The organism is Paraburkholderia sp. EB58 (assembly GCF_050436665.1).
Classification (GTDB): domain Bacteria; phylum Pseudomonadota; class Gammaproteobacteria; order Burkholderiales; family Burkholderiaceae; genus Paraburkholderia.
This window is the reverse complement of sequence record NZ_JBNDMQ010000027.1, coordinates 89,240-106,889: the sequence shown is the minus strand read 5'-3', so window position 1 is coordinate 106,889 and position 17,650 is coordinate 89,240. Positions and strand designations below refer to the sequence as shown.

Genomic DNA, 17,650 nt, shown 5'->3' with positions numbered 1-17,650 from the left:
AACCAATGGGCACGACTTCGTTTTTCAGACCGCATCCGGCACGGATGCAGCGCTTTAACAAAAGAGCATCGCATGACTATTGAAACAATCGCAATTGAAGGTTTATCGACACCGGTATCACGCATCGGCCTCGGCACCTGGGCAATTGGCGGATGGATGTGGGGCGGCACCGATGAGAAGGATTCAATCGCGGTGATTCGCCGGGCGCTCGACAGCGGCGTCAACCTCATCGATACGGCACCCGTGTACGGCTTCGGTGCATCGGAAGAGATCGTCGGCAAGGCGCTGGCTGATGGATATCGTCACAAAGCGGTCATCGCCACCAAGGTCGCACTGGAGTGGCATGACGGCAAGGTGTTCCGCAATTCTACGCCGCAACGCATTCGTCATGAGGTAGAGGATACCTTGCGGCGCTTGCGGACAGATTACATCGATCTGTATCAGGTGCATTGGCCAGACCCGCTGGTGCCGATCGAGGAGACCGCGGAAGTGCTGAACGATCTGCGCAAGGAAGGCAAAGTTCGTGCCCTTGGTGTCAGCAACTTCTCGACTGCGCAAATGGATGCATTCCGGCGTGTAGCGCCGCTATCGACTACCCAACCGCCCTATAACCTGTTCGAGCGCGAGATCGACGGCGAGGTCTTGCCGTATGTGAAACAACACGGACTGGTGGCGCTTGCCTACGGTGCACTATGCCGCGGACTGCTGGCCGGGCGTATCGGCGTCGAGACCCGGTTCGATGGCGACGACCTGCGTCTGCGCGATCCAAAATTCCTCGAACCGCGTCGCGAGCAGTATGTTGCGGCCGTGAAGGCGTTGAATGTGTTCGCACGCGATAACTACAACAAGTCGGTGCTCGCGCTCGCCGTACGCTGGGTGCTTGACCGTGGTCCGACGATTGCGCTTTGGGGCGCACGCCGCCCGGCTCAATTGGATGGATTCGAAGAGGCTTTCGGTTGGAAGCTCGATGAGAAGGCCTTTAAGCAAATCGATGCAATCGTCGCGCACTTTGTCAAAGATCCCATTGGTCCGGAATTCATGGCGCCGCCGCAGCGTGCATTGGCGGCATGAACTGACCTGTATCAGCCCAGAGCGTGACCAGGGTACGCGGGTGAGGTCATCCGGCGCGTGCTGTGTCCGACTGCGATGCCGCGGTCGGACATGATTCTCCGAGCTTTATCAATTTGCACTGTGTAGCTGGTTCGATGCCGGAATTGTGCTCCCTTCGACCATCTACACAGACATATCCTCCAGCCCCTTCCCTGGTGGAAAAAGCGGACGTCGCAGCGCCGCTTTTTTTTAAACCTCGATGTATACGTGCATATATTTCGACAACTTTGCGCGACCTGTACGCGTATCTATTGAATAGGCTTTACAAGAGATGAGGCGGTTAATATTAGCGGCGGCGCTGATGTCTTTGCGCGTCGAAAGCGGCTATGCGCAAGAGGTCGACGGCCCGGTTCAGATACCCGGAATCAACGTGACGGCGGCTGCATCAGCTACCCCAGTTGATTCCAGCGGTTCTGCCAAAAAACCCCAATTTCATACGGACAAAGCGAATCTCGGTCCGCTTGGCGACCAGTCGATTCTGAATACACCTTATTCCGTGACGGTCGTTCCGGAAGATCTTCTCGTCAATCAGCAGGTACAGAGCGTCAACGATTCACTGCGCTATTTACCGTCGGTTGAAATCAGGGATCAGCAGGGCTACGAGGTGTCACGTCCGCAGTCGCTCGGCTTTATGGGGAGCATCGCGCAGAACACGAGGCTCGATGGCTTGAACATTATCGGTACGACAGCGGTCGCGGCCGAGAATCTCGCCGGGGTAGAGGTGCTCAACGGACTGGCCGGTTCCTTGTATGGCCCCGAAACGCCCGCCGGCGTATTCAATTACCTGTTGAAGCGTCCCACCGATGAGCCACTGTTTCGCTATACCGAGGGCTACGACTCGACGGGCGTTTTCACAGAGGCGGCGGACGTCGGTGGAACTGTAGGACCGGATGGTCAGGTCGGGTATCGTTTCAACGTCGTCCACGGGGAGGGCGCAAGCTACGCGCCTGACAGCAACATCAATCGCACGCTCCTCAGCGCGGACGTCGACTTCCATATCGACAGTCAAACGGTCGTCGAAACGGATTTCAGCCACTATTCGTCGGATGCGGCCGGGCTGCCCGGCGGCATCCAATATGCCACGCCAGGAACGAAAAACACCGTACTGCCCGCGGCAGTCAATCCAGCCACGCTCGGATACGGACAACCGGGTGCGGGCCCGGAACTTACCACTAACACTGGTCTGGTAAAGATCAAGCACGATTTCAACGATCAATGGAACGTCGAAGTGGGTGGCCTTTATCAGAACGCTGATCGTGGCCTCTATGGCATCACCAATGAGTTGACCGATAACGCGGGCAATTACAAGGTGGTCAAGAACTTCACCGCAGTGCCGAACTTTACAATCAGCAGCTGGATGGCCGCGCTTAACGGCCATTTCGATCTTTTCGGCATGAAGAACGATGTCTCGATCGGCGCGAATGGTTTCGTCAATGGACAGTATTCCTATCGGAACAGTATCGTCCAGACCCTGGGTAGCGCGAACCTGGCCAATCCCGTTGTGTTCTCCTTGCCGTCCGTCCCGAACACGGGCGGGGAATATGAGTCCGCGAGCCTGACTCAGGAAAACATCGTGACCGGCGACACGATTCATTTCACCCCGCAACTGGCGCTTCAGGGCGTACTGAGTACTTCGTTCTTTAACGGCAAGAGCTTCAATACGAATGGCCAGACCACCAGTTCGGAAGTGCGAAATGGCGCATTGAGCCCAACCGTCAGTCTTATCTACACCCCGTCCTCCAGATTGACCGCATATGCAACTTTCGCTGAGAGCGAAGAGCAGGGCGACCAGGCACCCTCTACCGCGGCGAATGCGAACCAGTTTATGGGACCGTATCACGACACGGAGTATGACGTCGGAGCCAAGTATGCCGTCACCAGCGATCTGCTCGTTACTGCCGACGCCTTCCGCATGACGCGGCCGCTTGCCGAAGCTAACACGGCAACCAATGTCTTTTCGGTTGTCGGCACTCAAAGAGATGCCGGAGTTGAACTGTTTGTGCAGGGCAATCTTACGCGGGACCTTACCGTCCTTGGCGGTGTGACCTATATCGATGCAAGACTGTGGGGAACCGGAAATGCCGCGACCAACGGCTTGCTCGTGGTGGGCGTCCCGAACTGGAAAGCCGACCTCGCGTTCGACTACCATCCGGAATTCGCCTACGGTTTTGCTCTGACCGGAGCGGTACATCATGAAGGAACGCGCGCGGCGACCAACACGAACAACTCCTTCGCCCCGGCCTACACGACAGTGGATCTAGGCGTGCGCTATACCTTGCCGGACTTCCAGAAGCATAAGGCCACGTTACGTTTCCAGGTCAATAACGTGACCAATGCCTACTACTACTCGTCAATCGAAGACGGTACAACCGGCAACCTCGCCGGAAGTACCGGTGCTGACACGGCTTATCTGGGCGCGCCTCGAACGTTTATGGCCAGTCTTGAGTTGGACTATTAGCGCAAATGTGATTTGCGAGTGCGGTCGTTTCGCCGCTGCTCACCGGATGGCAAGATCGACTGGTCCCGTCGTGCGCCCACCGACGTTGCGTCATGTGAATACCCGGTCGTCAATAGTCCGAATTGATTGACGTTCGATTCGCGATCTTTCTTGATTCGTTCCCAGACCACCGGTCATATCAATGTAAGGAACACAGATTCAATGCAAAACTTTACGTTTCATAACCCCACCCGCATCATTTTCGGCGAAGGCCAGATCGCTGCGCTCGATACCCAGGTGCCGCGCGAAGCGCGTGTGCTGATCACTTGTGGCGGCGGCAGCATCAAGAGCAACGGCGTGCTCGCGCAAGTACAGGCGGCGCTCGGCGAGCGAGCCTCGTTCGTATTCGAAGGTATCGAACCCAATCCCACCTACGAAACCTTGATGCAAGCGGTTGCTGTCGCGCGCGAGCGGAACATCGACTTTCTGCTGGCTGTCGGTGGCGGCTCGGTCATTGACGGCACCAAGTTCATCGCAGCCGCACTGAAATTCAATGGCGAACCGTGGGACATTCTGGCCAAGCAGACCCCCGTGCGCGATGCGGTGCCGTTCGGCAGCGTGTTGACATTGCCGGCGACCGGTTCGGAAATGAACAATGGCAGCGTCATTAGCCACCGTGCGAACGGCGACAAGCTGTTCTTCACGAGCGACGCGACCTATCCGCTCTTTTCGGTGCTCGATCCGACGACGACCTATTCGTTGCCGGCCCGGCAGATTGCCAACGGAGTGGTCGACGCGTTCGTGCATACCGTCGAGCAGTACCTGACGTATCCGGTCGATGCAAAGGTGCAGGACCGTTTTGCGGAAGGATTGTTGCTCACGTTGACAGAAGTCGGACCGCAAGCCCTGGCCGAGCCGAAAAACTATGCCGTGCGGGCCAACCTGATGTGGACCGCGACGCTGGCGTTGAACGGCTTGATTGGTGCTGGTGTGCCGCAGGATTGGGCGACGCATATGCTCGGTCACGAGATTACTGCACTGCATGGCCTCGATCATGCGCAAACCCTGGCAATCGTGCTTCCGGCAATGCTGACTGTGCGCAAGGAGCAGAAGCGCGCGAAGTTGCTGCAGTACGCCGAACGCGTATGGAACATCACCGAGGGCAGCGAGGACGAACGCATCGACGCGGGGATTGCTGCGACTCGCGCGTTCTTCGAGAGAATGACGGTCGCTACGCGCCTGCGTGATTACAAGGTCAGTGGCGAATCCGTTGCAACGTTGATCGCGAAACTCGAGGAACACGGCATGACCGCGTTGGGCGAACGCGGCGACGTGACGCTCGAAGTTAGCCGTCGAGTCTATGAGCTTGCGGTCTAAGCGGCCTCGCGTCCCTCTGACTGATTACTTTGGATTGTTACCATGAAGATCGGATTTGTTGGCCTTGGCTCCATGGGGGCTGTAATCGCAGCGAACCTCATCGAGTCGGGACATGAAGTACATGTCTTCAATCGGACTCCCGCACGTGCTGAACGGTTGCGCGAAGCGGGTGCACGGATTGCCGCCAGTCCCGCGGAGGCAGCGCGGTCCGCTGACGTCGTGTTTACGATGGTGTCCGATGATGCCGCGCACACAGCGGTGACGTTCGGCGAAGCGGGTATCGCCACGACGCTGAAACCGGGCGCGGTACACGTCTCGATGAGCACGATCAGCGTCGCAACGGCGCAGGACCACGCGACGAAGTATCGCGAAGCAGGTCTGGGTTTCGTGTCGGCGCCGGTTTTTGGCCGCCCCGACGCCGCGGCGGCACGCAAGCTCTTTATCATGGCCGCGGGCGCCGACGAGCACCTCAAGATTGCCGTTCCGCTGCTTGAAACTCTTGGGCAGTCGGTCGGCATCGTCGGCTCGGATCCTTCTCAAGCGAACCTCGTCAAGCTGATCGGCAATTTCATGCTGTCCGCGATCATCGAAACACTGGGCGAGGCATGTGCGGTAGCGGGCAGGGCGGGCATTGACCCGATGCATCTCGTCGAATTGCTGACCAGCGCAACTTTCAACGCGCCACCGTACAAGATCTACGGTCCGCTGATTGCGTCACAGCGCTTCCAGCCGGCCGGCTTTGCGTTGCCTCTTGGTCAGAAAGACAATCGGCTGATGCTGGAAGCCGCTGAGTCGCTCGGGGTACCGTTGCCGCTTGCAAGCCTTGTTCACGACCGTTTCCTTAGGTTACGGTCGGAAGGTCTCGGTGCGGAAAGCGACTGGTCCGCGGTCGCACTGTGTGCGTTGTCCGACGCGGGTTTGAGCAAGCAACCACTCGGCAAATAAGGAATCCCGGCAAGACCGGCGAAGCGCCAATCAGGCCTGGCGCCAAGCCGGCTTACCAGGATCCGAAAGTTGCAGGTCAACCGGACCCATTCCGAATACCGCGACGACGACCGGCTCTTTCACATGCCCCGGTACGCCGTCATAGTGTGGCGTGCGCGCGGCACGCTTCACAAAGCCACCAGCCGGAACAGGTACCGCCTCGTGCGGTGCGAAATCAGGACCGCTGTTCACCCACCAGGTGCCTGACACTACGACCTGGATCCGATGGGTCGCATACGTATGCGGTGCGCTGAACCAGCCGGGATTCCATTTCATCATCACGAGATACAGGCCAGGCTTGTTGACGTCGCCATAGAGTGGCGCCATCTCGCCGCTGTGCGGCGGACCGGCTGCCCAAGGCTCGTACTTGATCTGTTCGCGCGACAGCACAAATGTCTCATTGGCGTCGATCGGACTGGCTTGCGCCAGCTCCGGCGCGAATGCGCTGAGCATGGACGTCAGCATGATCAGGCGGCGATTCAGGTCGATGGGTTCCATGAAGAGATTTTCCTTAGTTGAACATGCACACTAAAGGACCCTGGGCACCGGATGAAGCTCCCAATGCGCAAAAGAGCGTTCCCGAAAAGGGACGAGTACCGCCTGCGATTCAACCGCGGGTTGATGCTCCGCGCGACGGATACGGGCGCAGTTGTATTGCAGAAACGGACGCACGGTATGCCCCTTTGCGCAACGATGATTTCAATGCCCAGCACTTCTTCTGCCAATGACCCGCACCTATAGTCAGGTCAGCTTTCGAACGCAAGCCGCACCGCCACGATGGGACCTGCGCGAAGCTTCCCTCACTTTAAGGAGCACATCATGTTGACCAGAAACACCGCCCCGGACCTCGTTGAAACCGCCACCACGAGCCAGGACGCCGAATACTTCGAGTACACCTCATCAGCCAATCCGATTGGCGCGAAGCTCATCTCGCGCGTGCCATTCCGCAACTTCTCGCCTTCGCTATACGCAGAGGGCGCCACACGCGTCGTGCCGCTCGATCTCTCCGCTGAGCTGGGTTGCCCCGGTCCTGCGACCGGTCCTGGCTTGAGCGCCAATTTCCTGCGCATCAACGCAGGCGATGCTTTGACGCTTGCTCCGAACGCGACCTCGCAGGTTTGCTATGTCATCAGCGGGAACGGCAGCGTGAAGCAGGGCGAGAGCCGTTTCGCCTTCGCGCAGGGCGATTTCTTCACGCTGCCGGGCGGCGCTGACGCTGTGCTGTCCGCCGACGCGACGGCCACGCTCTATTACGTCAACGACGCGCCGCTGCTGACCTATCTCGGCACCACTGGCGTCCGGGCGCGTTTTGCGCCGACGCTCTATCCGGCCGCCCAGGCACAGGAGGAATTGCGCAAGGTCTCAGAGGAAGCCAATGCGGGCCGCCGCAACCGCATCAGCGTATTGCTGGGTAACGCCAACTTCCCGCAAACGCGAACGGTCACGCATGTGCTGTGGGCCATGTTCGGCATCGTCCCGCCCAATTCAATGCAGAAGCCGCACCGCCATCAGTCGATCGCACTCGACTTCATCGCCGGGGCCGCTGCGGGCGTCTATACACTGGTGGGTACCGAACTGGACGAAAACGGCGATATCGCGAATCCCACACGTGTCGATTGGGAAGCGGGCATGGCGTTTGTTACGCCGCCGGGATACTGGCATGCACATTTCAATGAGTCGAGCGAAAACGCTTATGTGATTCCGATCCAGGATGCCGGCTTGCAGACCTGGCTGCGCACGCTCGATATTCGCTTTGCCCGTTAAGACTGATGTCCTGCAATTGAGCCGCACGAACGAGTAGTGGGCCGCAACTCCCTGAGTCCATTCGGGTTGCGGCCGGAGGCGGAAGTGCTCGTCGGTGCGGCTCAGTCAGACGACTTAGAAGTGGTGGCGAATGCCAAGCATCACCATTGTCTGGTTGTTGGTGGTGGCGTCATTGCCAAAGTCGGCAATAGATGCCGTTGCGGCCACCACCTGACCGGTTCCCGCGTCAATGGTGTTGCCGGAGACCTTTTGATAGGCCGCCAGAGCATACAGGTCAGTGCGCTTGGACAACGCGTAATCCGCGCCAAGACTGACCTGGTTGTAGCCGGCGTCGACGTTGTTGCCGCTGCCCTTCGTGTAGTCGTAGCCGACGCCGAGTTCGACGGCAGCGTTCAACTGGTAGTTAACGAACGCCTGCGCCGTGTTGAACCGGGTGCCGTTATTCGCGCCTGGGGCAGCCGCGTAGTTGCCGTAGTCAACGTTGCTATAGGCAGCGCCCAGCGTAACCGGACCGATTGCATAGGTGCCGGCGGCGCGGATGATTTGCAACGTGGTCGCAGAAATGAATGCACCGTTGATGGCCGTCGAGTCGAGACCGGTCGAAGTAAAGCCATCGTATGTCGAGGACGTGCCATCGTTGTTGGCGCGAAGATAACCGGCAGCCAGATTGAGCGGGCCATGGTTATAGGCCGCCGCAATTGCGTAGGTCTGTCCGCCGCTAGTTTCGCCGGCTTCCCCGCCGAAGGCGTACATCGCCGACACCTGCAGGCCGGCATAAGTCGGGCTGGTGTATTTGAGCGAGTTGTTGACGCGGGAACTGTCGTCGTAGTTATCCATGTCACCCGGGGTTGCAAAGGCCGAGCCGTACGTATCGTCCTCTGTCAACGGTTGGATCAGGTCGACCAGCGGGTCGTATTGACGGCCCAGGGTGACGGTGCCGTAGCTCTTGTCAGCAAGACCCACCATTGCGGTACGACCGAACATACGGCCGCCTTGACCGGCAGCGCCATTGTTCACGTTAAAGCCCGCTTGCAGATTGAATATGGCTGACAGGCCACCACCGAGGTCTTCGTTGCCTTTCAAACCCCAGTTGTCGCCGGTAAGCGTGCCCGAAACCATCTGAACCGTTCCACCGGAACCGTTCGCTCCCTTCTGGTTACTGAAATAGGCGACCGCCGTGTCGATCGTGCCGTACAAGGTCACACTGCTTTGGGCGTTCGCTGCGGATGAAACCACAACCAGCGCGGCTAGTGAGAGAGGCTTTAATTTCATAATATTTCCGATGTGAATGTGTCGCTGTCTTGTAGGGTCGTCGCCTCGCATGCCACTGCGCGGATGCATCAATATGGCGTGAGCGTTCGTTCCGACCACCAGGACCATCGGATTTCCGTGATTCACGTGATAAGGCATCCTCCATTTTTTTATTGATCGAACCGGTTGCCTTGAAACGGTCATATTGAGTGACCGTCGCGCCCGTTCAATTCACACGAGAGGCGCTGTGGGTGGTACCGGTAATAATCTAAACGCGAATTTAAGTTATCCATATTGAATTGTCATTGAGACAATCTGAAAGAGTGAGTTTCACCAATCTGTGCCAGCAACGATCCGTCAACGATCACGCACGAGGTCGAAATAGGCGGCGTGCAGACGCTTACCGGTTGTGACAGCAAGACGCAATCTTGTGAGAAATCGTCGATGGACCGTGACTTCTGGACGGAAGAAAATCAATGCTCGAACAGCACGAAGGAGCACGTTATGGGTCATGCGGACGTCCGCGAGTTGCGGATTCCCAAACCGATTGGCGGACGTTTGCCGGAGCCGCCGGTATTCGCAAGCTTTGAGGAAGAGCGCCAGCATCGCAAACTCAAACTCGCTGCGGCGTTTCGCATCTTCGCGCGCTTCGGGCTTGCCGAGGGCATAGCGGGGCATATCACGGTGCGCGATCCGGAGTTTCACGACCGCTTCTGGGTCAATCCGTATGCACAGCATTTTTCCTCAATCCATCCCGACGATCTCGTGTGCATCGACGAGGATGCCAACATCTATCATGGGACCGCGCCGGTCAACGCCGCTGCGGCGGCGATTCATTGCGGAATCCATGGCGCCAATCCGGATGTCGTCGCAGCGGCGCATACGCACACGCCGTTCGGCCGTGCGTTCTCAGCGCGCGCACGCTTGCTGGCGCCGCTCAACCAGGAGGCCTGTCTCTTCTATGACGATCACGTGCTGTTTCGCGGCGACGTCGTCGTGCTCGCCACCGAAGAAGGCCGCCGCATCGCCGAGACCATGGGCACAAAACGCGCTGCCGTGCTGCTTAATCATGGCTTACTGACGGTGGGTTCATCGGTCGACGCCGCGGCTTACCGCTTCATCGCGATGGAGCGTTGCTGCCAGGTGCAGCTGCTGGCCGAGGCGGCTGGTCCGATAGAGCCACTATCGGATGAAGATGCGAGGGCGACGCGCGCCCAACTGGGATCCGACTATGTCGCGTGGCTGAACTTCCAGGGGCTTTATCAGCAACTCCTGCGTGACAACCCTGATCTGCGTGAACTCGCCTGAAGCCGAGCCGGGCGTATTCAGCTCGGCGCAAGCGTCATTTCGACGGCTGCCGTGTGGTCGCGGCGGCAGCCGTTGCGATAGTCGCGAACGGCTACGCCCAGCCATTGATCGAAGCGCTTAAGCGGCTCCCAGTCGCGTTTCTGCTCGGGAAACGAGTAGTAGACGGTTTCGGGATTCGGAATCGAGTGAGGGTGCACCTGGATAAGCGCGCCGCTGCGCAATTCCCGTTCGATCAGAATGCGCGGAAGCAGGGCCACGCCCAGTCCGGAAAGCGCCGCGTTGATGGCCATGATGAACATGTCGTAGTGCTGGTTCGACGTGCTAGGTTCGATGACCTTCGAGCACGCCGTTTCGGACCATGCAAGCCACGCACGAGGCAGATCACGGGTGTGGATCCAGGGCAGCGCGCTAATTGCTTCGCTGCTCAAACCATCGCGCTTACCGATCAACGCTGGCGCACAGACTGCCAGAATCCTGTCGTCGTTGACGAGTGGTTGTCCCGGCATTGCGGGCCATAGGCTCTGCGCAAAATAGATCGCGGCGTCGAAGCTGGAGTTGTCGAAGAACGTGGGCTGGTCGCGGCCCATGATGTGAAGTTGCAGATCCGGATTGAGTTCGTAGAAGTCATGTAGACGCGGAATCAGCCATTGAGAAGCGAACGTGACTCCGACGGCCAGCTGGATTTTGACTTCGCTTTGCTGACGTACCAGCTCGAGCGTGTCGCGGCGAATCTGGTCGAGATGGACACGAATCCGCCGCGCGTACTCCGCGCCCGCCGCTGACAAGACCAGCCGCTGGCGCACCCGTTCGAACAGTGTGATGCCCAGGTGAGCCTCGAGCTCGTTGACCTTCTTGCAGACCGCACCATGCGTCTGCGACAGTTCGGCCGCGGCTTTCGAGAAACTTTCATGGCGCGCCGCCGCTTCGAAAGCTTGCAGGGCGCTAAGACTGGGGACACCGCGGCGCATCGATAATCCTTGCTGGGGAGATGAAATGGGCAATGGATGCGTCGATGATAGTCCTTGGCACGACGATGCGCTGGCGGCGCTCATTCGCTGGCAAGCCGAGCCTGGCCAACCGTGCGCCAGCGCGTCTCGAGCAGGAAGACCATGATGGAAGCGAGCACCATCGTCGCTGCAATGCCGATAAACGCGAGCACGAAGGTACCGGTCGTATCTTTTACCCAGCCAATAAAATACGGCAGCAAAAATCCTGACGACACCCCGATACTCGTGATCAGCGCAATGCCGGCCGCTGCGGCACGATCCGTGAGGATGCGGCTCGGCAACTGCCAGAAGGTCGTGATGCTGCAAAAGCACGCCGACGTGCCGATCGAGAGTGCGAAGATCGACTGGTAGGGCGATTTCAGCAGCAGCGCGACCGAAAGCGCGGCCGCGCACACCAGCAGCGGGCCCGCCACATGCCAGGCGCCCACGTTGTGGCGGCTTACCAGACGGCCCCAGATCAGCGTCGCGACGACGGCAACACCGAACGGAACCGCAGTGATCAGCCCGATATCCGTGAGGCTGTACGTCACGCCAAACGTATGTTCAAACGTCTTGACGACTTGCGGCAGAAAATAGAGCAGGCCGATGATGCCGGCGTTGGTGCCGAAATAGACCGTACCAAGTGCCCAGACCTTCGGATTGCCCAGCGCACGCCAGACGCTGGTCGGCGACGTGGCGGCTGCGGCCTGAGCCTGTTCGGTTGCCAGTGCCACAGCGATTTCGGCCTGTTCCGCAGCAGACAGCCAGCGCGCGCGGGAAGGGTCGTCCGCCAGCCAGAACCAGACGACCACGCCAAGAACGAGCGCAGGCAACCCCTCAAGCAAGAGCATCGCGCGCCAGCCGGTCACGCCGAACACGTTGGCATGAGCCATCAGCCACGTCGATACAGGTGCGCCTAGCACGCCGGTCAGGGGAATCGCCGTCACGAACAGAGACATCATCCATACGCGATTGCGCGCGGGCATCCATAGCGTGAGGTAGTACACCATGCCCGGAAACAGGCCTGCCTCGAACGCGCCAAGACAGAAACGGGCGATATAGAGCCAGCGGGAGTCGGGGACGAAGCTGGTCAGCGAGGAAAGCAGACCCCAGCTCAACAGGATGCGTGCCATCCAGACCCGGGCGCCAAACCGATGCATGCACAGGTTGCTCGGGACTTCGAACAGAATATAGCCAAGGAAAAACAGGCTTGCCGCGAAGCCGTATTGCGCCGCCGTCATATGGAGCTCGGCGTTCATGGTCAGCGCGGCATAGCCGATGTTGGCGCGGTCGAGCTGGTTCGCGATATACATCACGATCATGAGCGGTGCGAGCCGCCAGGCGATCCGTTTCATCAGTTGATCGGAAATTGCCGGTTTGAGCGCGCCAATGTCCATGGTTTCCCCCAGATTTACGCGTTACGGAATGCTCTCGAAGTTGATTAGGCGCTCTGACCGTGGGGACGACAATGCACGAAAAATATTGACTCTGTGAGCAAACGTCACAGGTTGGGGCCGAGGACGCGTGCCCGGCCAAGAAATCCAAGCACCATGATCGCAGAGGCGAGCGTGATAGCCACCAGGATGTGGATCAACACCCGGAAGGCGCCGTCGTAAGCCTGCGCGAGTACGGGCTGCCCCAGTCCCGGCAGAAGCGCCGCAGCCTGTACCAGATCGCCGGTGGCCACCCGCTGGGCGGCTTCAGCGAGCGCATGGGCCGGCGCGACACGGAATCCGGCGAGCGCATCGGATAGCCGCGACCGTGTGAGCACCGCCAATATCGCACTGGCCACGGCGAGCGTCATCCCTTCACCCGCCACTCGCGTCGTGCTGAAGATACCCGTCGCCATACCGGCGCGTTCCTTTGGGACCACGCTGACCGACAATCCGTCCATCAGTCCCCACGGCAGCCCGGCTCCAACACCGATGACGAACAGCGGAATCGCAAACGCGGCGGATGGCGCCCCAGGGTCGATGCCACTGAACCAGAGCATGCCGATAGCCGCAACGACCAGGCCGATCGCCGAAATAAGTCCGGCTGACATCCAGCGTGTGAGCCATGCTGCGGTGAGCGGCACAAACAGCATGGGCATGGAGAGCGAAACCATCATTAAGCCCGCGCCGATCGCAGTATGTCCTTCGATGCCGATGAATCGTGTCGGCAGCACAAGGAGCAAGGTGACATAGCAAAAGGCGGTCGCAAGCGGCAGCACCTGTACGCCGACGAAGCGTGGATAGCGAAACAGCGACAGGTCGAGCATAGGGCGGGTAACGCGTCCTTCGATCCAGATGAACGCGATAGCCATCGCCACAGCGCCCGTGAACAGTCCAATGATCAGAGGACTGCTCCAGCCGCTCTCTGGCCCTTGCAACAGGCCGAAGGTGAACAGCGTGAGCGCAGCGGTAAAGCTGATGGCGCCTGGCCAGTCGAGACCTTTGGCATGGGGGTCATAGGACTCCCTCAGCTTCGGAACACCGAGTGCGAAACCCGCGAGGCCAATCGCGGCATCGACCAGGAAGAACGATCGCCAACCGAACGTCTGCGTGAGAAATCCGGCGAGCAATGGACCCAGCGCTAGGCCCACGCCGAAGGTTGTGCCGAGCAGGCTGAACGCGCGGGCGCGCCCAGACCCCTCGAACTCCTGGGCAAGCGCCGCCGACGAGCCGGCCAGCACCAGGGCGGCCGCAATGCCCTGCAACGCACGGAGGAAGTCGACCCACAATAGACTCGGCGCAGCAGCAATGCAGAGTGAGGTCACCGCAAAGAACACCACGCCAATGGCGAAAATACGCTTTCGTCCGAGCAGATCGGCGAGTGCGCCTGCGACCATCAGACTGCTGCCGAAGCTCAGCATGAACGCGTTCAGGATCCAGTTGACTGCCACTGGACTGCCCCCCAACGCCGTGCCGATGGTCGGCGCGGAGACCGCCGCACCGCCGAAATTCAGCGGCAGGACGAGCACCGCTATGCAAACGCCCGCGAGGATCAGCAACTGTTGCGAGGCGCTGTGAGGGACGACGCTGCCGGTTGTTTGTATGGATTGTTTTCTCATGATCGCGACGCGGTCCGCATATGGCCGCTGACCTCTCGGCCGGCATCTGGCTTGACGCCAATAAAGTAGAGCACGGAGATCAGGACCAACGCCGCGACGAGTAGAAACGCGATCCGAAAGTCAGCTAGCGAGAGCTGCGCGTGGTTGCCGTGAATCAGGACTGCAGCATGCAGGGCGATTGCACCGAAGGCGATGCCGAGGCCGATGGTCATCTGCTGGACCATGCTGAAGAATGTGCTGGCCGAACTCATCCGCGCCGGCGGTACGTCCGCGAATGCGAGCGTGTTGATGCTGGTGAACTGCATTGATCGGCACAGGCCGCCGGCGAACAGCACGGCCATGACCAGCGCGCGCGGCGTGTCCGGCGAGAGCAGGCTGCACAGCGCGATGGTGGCGGCGGTGAGCAGGCCATTGACGATCATTACGTTGCGAAAGCCAAAGCGTTTGAGGACGGGCGTGGTGACGGTCTTCATGCCCAGATTGCCAGCCGCGTAAGCGAGCACCAGCAGACCGGCAGCAAAGGCGTTCAGTCCAAAGCCGAGCTGGAAGAGAAGCGGCAACAGGAACGGCGAAACGCTGACCGAGACGACATACAACGAACCGCCATCGAGCGTTACGCGAAACGTTGGGATGCGCCACGACGAAAGATCGATCAGCGGATGCTCAGCGCGCCGAAAATGCCGCAGGGCCAGGACGGCAGCAAGTACGCCACAGGCCAGGGCGGCGATCGTGATGCGCCAGTCGCTATGCAATTGCCCGACACGTTCCATTCCGTACATGAGACAGGTGAGCGCAACACCGCTGAGGACGAATCCGCGGACGTCGAAGGGACGGCGGCTGGACTCACGGGAGTTCGGAATGAAGATAGCGGTTAGCGCGAGGCCAAGCAGGCCGATGGGTACGTTGAGCAGAAAAATCCAGCGCCAGCTGAAATACGTCGAAATAAACCCGCCCAACGCCGGACCTATCACCGGTGCGGCCAGGCCCGGCCACGTGATATAGGCGATCGAGCGCATCAGGTGACGCTTCTCCGTGCTGCGCAGCACCGCAAGCCGGCCTACCGGCACCATCATCGCGCCGCCCATGCCTTGCAGGATCCGTGCAGCAGTGAAGCCGACCAGACCGTTGCTGAGCCCGCAAAGTATCGAGGCGGCGGTGAACACAACAATCGCGCTGCCGAACACCGAGCGTTGCCCAAAGCGGTCCGCCACCCAGCCGCTGATGGGGATGAAGACCGCGAGCGCGAGCAGATAGGCGGTCATGCCGATACTCAGGCTCACTGCCGTCACGCCGAACGTGCTCGCCATGTGCGGCAAGGCCGTCGCAATCACGGTGGCATCCAGGTTCTCCATGAAATAGGCGCTGGCGACGATCAGCGCGATGATGACTGAATGGCGGTTTGACAAAGACATGAGCGGAGAACCGGAATCGGGTTGATTGACATACCTTCGACGCCCGATGCCGGTGCGTTTGCTGCTGCCAACCGTGACAGATGGGGCTCGCTGCGTGGCGGCCTGAGATAATGCATGGTTCGACCGGGCCATGGCGAGACTCGACCACCCTCCCGGACGATATACTCTATCAAAACATAAGTCGTCATGTGAAGACTTATATGAGAACTACAGGTACAGGAGAGTCATGAAGGCCAAGCCCGGTAGCAGTGTCGAAACATCGGCCCGCGCAAAGAAGGGCCGGCAAGCGCCGGTCAAGCGGCCGATGAAAAAGGTGCCGCAACGTCTGCCGCGCGCCGAGCGTCAGGCGCGGGTACTGTCCAAGGCCGCTGAATATTTCGCGGAGCACGGCCTGAACGCCCAGACCCGCGCCATCGCGGAGGCGTGTGGCGTCTCGCAACGCCTGCTGTATAGCCTGTTCCCGAACAAGGCTGCCTTGATCGACGAAGTCTACAAGCGGGAAATTGTCGGGACCTTCAAGGCGCTGTGGTTTGTTCAATTGAAAGACCGCAGTGTGCCGATTGAAAGCAGGCTCAATACGTTCTATCGCGATTACTACGACACCCTGCTGACGCGGCGGTGGCTGCGGCTGTTTCTGTATTCTTCGCTGGAAGACCTGCAGATGGCGCCGACGTACACGAATGCAGTGGTGACGCATGCGCTGGAGATCATCGTCACTGAGGCAGCCCACGAGCTGGGTCGCAGCGTGCCGCTCGATCCGTCTCATCTGACGGAAGTGGGCTGGCTGCTGCACGGCGCTGTGTCCCACCTTGCGATCCGGCGCCGCATCTATTCGAACGACAACACCACTCCCACCGATGCGGTCATTGCGATGCACGTGCGTGCTTTTCTCGCAAGCGTGCCGGTCCTGCTGGCGCCGCTTGAGTCTGTCTGAGTAAGACGAGCCGGGCAATTGCCCGGCTCGTGTAAGTTCACCAATAATAAGTCGTCAATTGACGACTTAACTTATTGAAGTTATCCTCGCTTCGGAAGAGGTGGCTGAAACGGCGGCTACCTCATGACGGATCGAAGGCGTATGAAACCCGCTGCATTTTCGTATCATCGACCGCGCACGCTTGACGACGCGCTGTCGCTTCTTGCTCTTCACGGCCTTGATGCCAAGGTGATCGCCGGAGGACAAAGCCTTGCGCCGATGATGAATATGCGCTTCGCGCAACCGGCACATCTCATTGATCTGAACGCGCTGCCTCAACTGGCGGGTGTCACGCTAGAAGCCGGTACGCTCGTGATTGGTGCGATGACGCGCCATCACGAGATTGCCACCAGCATCATCGTGCGTGCTGTTTGCCCGCTACTGGCGGAAGCGGCCGCGACGATCGGACATTACGCAATCCGTCAACGCGGAACGCTCGGTGGCAGTCTTGCGCACGCGGACCCTGCTGCCCAGTTGCCTCTCATCGCAAGCACGTTAGGGGCTCGCATCGAGATCGTCGGGCCAGACGGTAGCCGCGAGGTGCCGGCGGCGCAGTTCCTGATCGCGGTGATGACCACCGATCTGGCTAGCGAGGAAATCATTCGTGCTGTGCGTTTTCCGGTGGCGGCGCCTCTCGAACGGCATGCCTTCGAGGTATTTAGCCGACGGCATGGCGATTTCGCGATCGCGGCCTGCGCGGTCACGGCGGTGCTCGCAGGCGATACGTTTTCGTCATTGCGTATCGGCGTGGGCGGCGTGGCAGACGTGCCGCTGGTACTGGACGACGTGGCCGCAGGGTTCCTTGGCGAAACCGCCGACGCGCGAACGGTCGTCAGGATTGCTAATGCAGTCGCAGGCGCCATCGAGCCGTACGATCAGGCAGAAATCAGCGCCGCCTATCGGCGCGATCTGGTCAAGGCGCTGATGACGCGAGCATTGCAGCGGGTAACTGCTGGTATCGCTGGTATCGCGGGCACTGAGCAACATGGATAAGTC

14 protein-coding genes are annotated in these 17,650 nt (G+C 59.7%); 8 read left to right on the top strand and 6 right to left on the bottom strand.

Features of this window, described 5'->3' with window-relative positions:
* The first annotated feature begins 72 nt into the window (after positions 1-72).
* The 4 genes from P3T40_RS31335 to P3T40_RS31320 all read left to right on the top strand — a co-directional run bounded on the left by P3T40_RS31335 (position 73) and on the right by P3T40_RS31320 (position 5,869).
* Complete coding sequence (locus P3T40_RS31335; protein ID WP_429271595.1) at positions 73-1,071, top strand: aldo/keto reductase; 999 nt, start codon at positions 73-75, stop codon at positions 1,069-1,071.
* 340 nt (positions 1,072-1,411) lie between these two features.
* The gene (locus P3T40_RS31330; protein WP_429271594.1) at positions 1,412-3,568 is read left to right on the top strand and encodes a TonB-dependent receptor; all 2,157 of its coding nucleotides are present in this window, start codon (positions 1,412-1,414) and stop codon (positions 3,566-3,568) included.
* 201 nt (positions 3,569-3,769) lie between these two features.
* Positions 3,770-4,924, top strand: coding sequence for an alcohol dehydrogenase (gene yqhD, locus P3T40_RS31325; RefSeq protein ID WP_429271593.1), 1,155 nt, complete (start codon positions 3,770-3,772; stop codon positions 4,922-4,924).
* Between the two features lie 42 nt (positions 4,925-4,966).
* A complete protein-coding gene (locus P3T40_RS31320; RefSeq protein WP_429271592.1) occupies positions 4,967-5,869 on the top strand; it encodes an NAD(P)-dependent oxidoreductase in 903 nt (300 codons plus the stop codon).
* Between the two features lie 30 nt (positions 5,870-5,899).
* Here the strand turns inward: P3T40_RS31320 and P3T40_RS31315 are convergent, their stop codons facing one another.
* Positions 5,900-6,406, bottom strand: coding sequence for a cupin domain-containing protein (locus P3T40_RS31315; protein ID WP_429271591.1), 507 nt, complete (start codon positions 6,404-6,406; stop codon positions 5,900-5,902).
* A 321-nt stretch (positions 6,407-6,727) separates the two neighbouring features.
* On the opposite strand from P3T40_RS31315, the gene P3T40_RS31310 reads away from it, so the two are divergent.
* Positions 6,728-7,672 (top strand): cupin domain-containing protein, encoded by a 945-nt coding sequence (locus P3T40_RS31310; RefSeq protein ID WP_429271590.1) that lies wholly within the window; start codon positions 6,728-6,730, stop codon positions 7,670-7,672.
* 114 nt (positions 7,673-7,786) lie between these two features.
* Here P3T40_RS31310 and P3T40_RS31305 read toward each other — a convergent pair whose 3' ends face one another.
* On the bottom strand, positions 7,787-8,944 hold the full coding sequence (locus tag P3T40_RS31305; RefSeq protein ID WP_429271589.1) for a porin: 1,158 nt from the start codon (positions 8,942-8,944) through the stop codon (positions 7,787-7,789).
* A 483-nt stretch (positions 8,945-9,427) separates the two neighbouring features.
* Between P3T40_RS31305 and P3T40_RS31300 the strand changes: the two genes are divergently transcribed.
* Positions 9,428-10,231, top strand: a complete 804-nt coding sequence (locus P3T40_RS31300; protein WP_429271588.1) for a class II aldolase/adducin family protein — start codon at positions 9,428-9,430, stop codon at positions 10,229-10,231.
* Positions 10,232-10,248: 17 nt separating this feature from the next.
* Here P3T40_RS31300 and P3T40_RS31295 read toward each other — a convergent pair whose 3' ends face one another.
* The 4 genes from P3T40_RS31295 to P3T40_RS31280 all read right to left on the bottom strand — a co-directional run bounded on the left by P3T40_RS31295 (position 10,249) and on the right by P3T40_RS31280 (position 15,681).
* Complete coding sequence (locus P3T40_RS31295; RefSeq protein WP_429271587.1) at positions 10,249-11,199, bottom strand: LysR substrate-binding domain-containing protein; 951 nt, start codon at positions 11,197-11,199, stop codon at positions 10,249-10,251.
* Positions 11,200-11,279: 80 nt separating this feature from the next.
* Positions 11,280-12,614, bottom strand: coding sequence for an MFS transporter (locus P3T40_RS31290; protein ID WP_429271586.1), 1,335 nt, complete (start codon positions 12,612-12,614; stop codon positions 11,280-11,282).
* 104 nt (positions 12,615-12,718) lie between these two features.
* Complete coding sequence (locus P3T40_RS31285; RefSeq protein ID WP_429271585.1) at positions 12,719-14,269, bottom strand: MFS transporter; 1,551 nt, start codon at positions 14,267-14,269, stop codon at positions 12,719-12,721.
* Positions 14,266-15,681, bottom strand: coding sequence for an MFS transporter (locus tag P3T40_RS31280; RefSeq protein ID WP_429271584.1), 1,416 nt, complete (start codon positions 15,679-15,681; stop codon positions 14,266-14,268). The genes P3T40_RS31285 and P3T40_RS31280 overlap by 4 nt, the downstream gene beginning before the upstream one ends.
* 226 nt (positions 15,682-15,907) lie before the next feature.
* Here P3T40_RS31280 and P3T40_RS31275 point away from each other — a divergent pair, with 226 nt between their 5' ends.
* Positions 15,908-16,615, top strand: a complete 708-nt coding sequence (locus P3T40_RS31275) for a TetR/AcrR family transcriptional regulator (RefSeq protein WP_429271583.1) — start codon at positions 15,908-15,910, stop codon at positions 16,613-16,615.
* A gap of 141 nt (positions 16,616-16,756) precedes the next feature.
* Positions 16,757-17,647: an FAD binding domain-containing protein gene (locus tag P3T40_RS31270; protein WP_429271582.1), complete on the top strand. Its 891-nt coding sequence runs from the start codon at positions 16,757-16,759 to the stop codon at positions 17,645-17,647.
* Positions 17,648-17,650: the final 3 nt, after the last annotated feature.

Excerpts from the sequence above, each read along its gene's own strand:
- P3T40_RS31335 (WP_429271595.1), top strand. The coding sequence starts at position 73 with ATGACTATTGAAACAATCGCAATTGAAGGTTTATCGACACCGGTATCA.
- yqhD (WP_429271593.1), top strand. The coding sequence starts at position 3,770 with ATGCAAAACTTTACGTTTCATAACCCCACCCGCATCATTTTCGGCGAA.
- P3T40_RS31320 (WP_429271592.1), top strand. The coding sequence starts at position 4,967 with ATGAAGATCGGATTTGTTGGCCTTGGCTCCATGGGGGCTGTAATCGCA.
- P3T40_RS31300 (WP_429271588.1), top strand. The coding sequence starts at position 9,428 with ATGGGTCATGCGGACGTCCGCGAGTTGCGGATTCCCAAACCGATTGGC.
- P3T40_RS31330 (WP_429271594.1), top strand. The coding sequence starts at position 1,412 with ATGTCTTTGCGCGTCGAAAGCGGCTATGCGCAAGAGGTCGACGGCCCG.
- P3T40_RS31315 (WP_429271591.1), bottom strand. The coding sequence starts at position 6,406 with ATGGAACCCATCGACCTGAATCGCCGCCTGATCATGCTGACGTCCATG.
- P3T40_RS31310 (WP_429271590.1), top strand. The coding sequence starts at position 6,728 with ATGTTGACCAGAAACACCGCCCCGGACCTCGTTGAAACCGCCACCACG.
- P3T40_RS31275 (WP_429271583.1), top strand. The coding sequence starts at position 15,908 with ATGAAGGCCAAGCCCGGTAGCAGTGTCGAAACATCGGCCCGCGCAAAG.
- P3T40_RS31270 (WP_429271582.1), top strand. The coding sequence starts at position 16,757 with ATGAAACCCGCTGCATTTTCGTATCATCGACCGCGCACGCTTGACGAC.
- P3T40_RS31305 (WP_429271589.1), bottom strand. The coding sequence starts at position 8,944 with ATGAAATTAAAGCCTCTCTCACTAGCCGCGCTGGTTGTGGTTTCATCC.
- P3T40_RS31280 (WP_429271584.1), bottom strand. The coding sequence starts at position 15,681 with ATGTCTTTGTCAAACCGCCATTCAGTCATCATCGCGCTGATCGTCGCC.
- P3T40_RS31295 (WP_429271587.1), bottom strand. The coding sequence starts at position 11,199 with ATGCGCCGCGGTGTCCCCAGTCTTAGCGCCCTGCAAGCTTTCGAAGCG.
- P3T40_RS31285 (WP_429271585.1), bottom strand. The coding sequence starts at position 14,269 with ATGAGAAAACAATCCATACAAACAACCGGCAGCGTCGTCCCTCACAGC.
- P3T40_RS31290 (WP_429271586.1), bottom strand. The coding sequence starts at position 12,614 with ATGGACATTGGCGCGCTCAAACCGGCAATTTCCGATCAACTGATGAAA.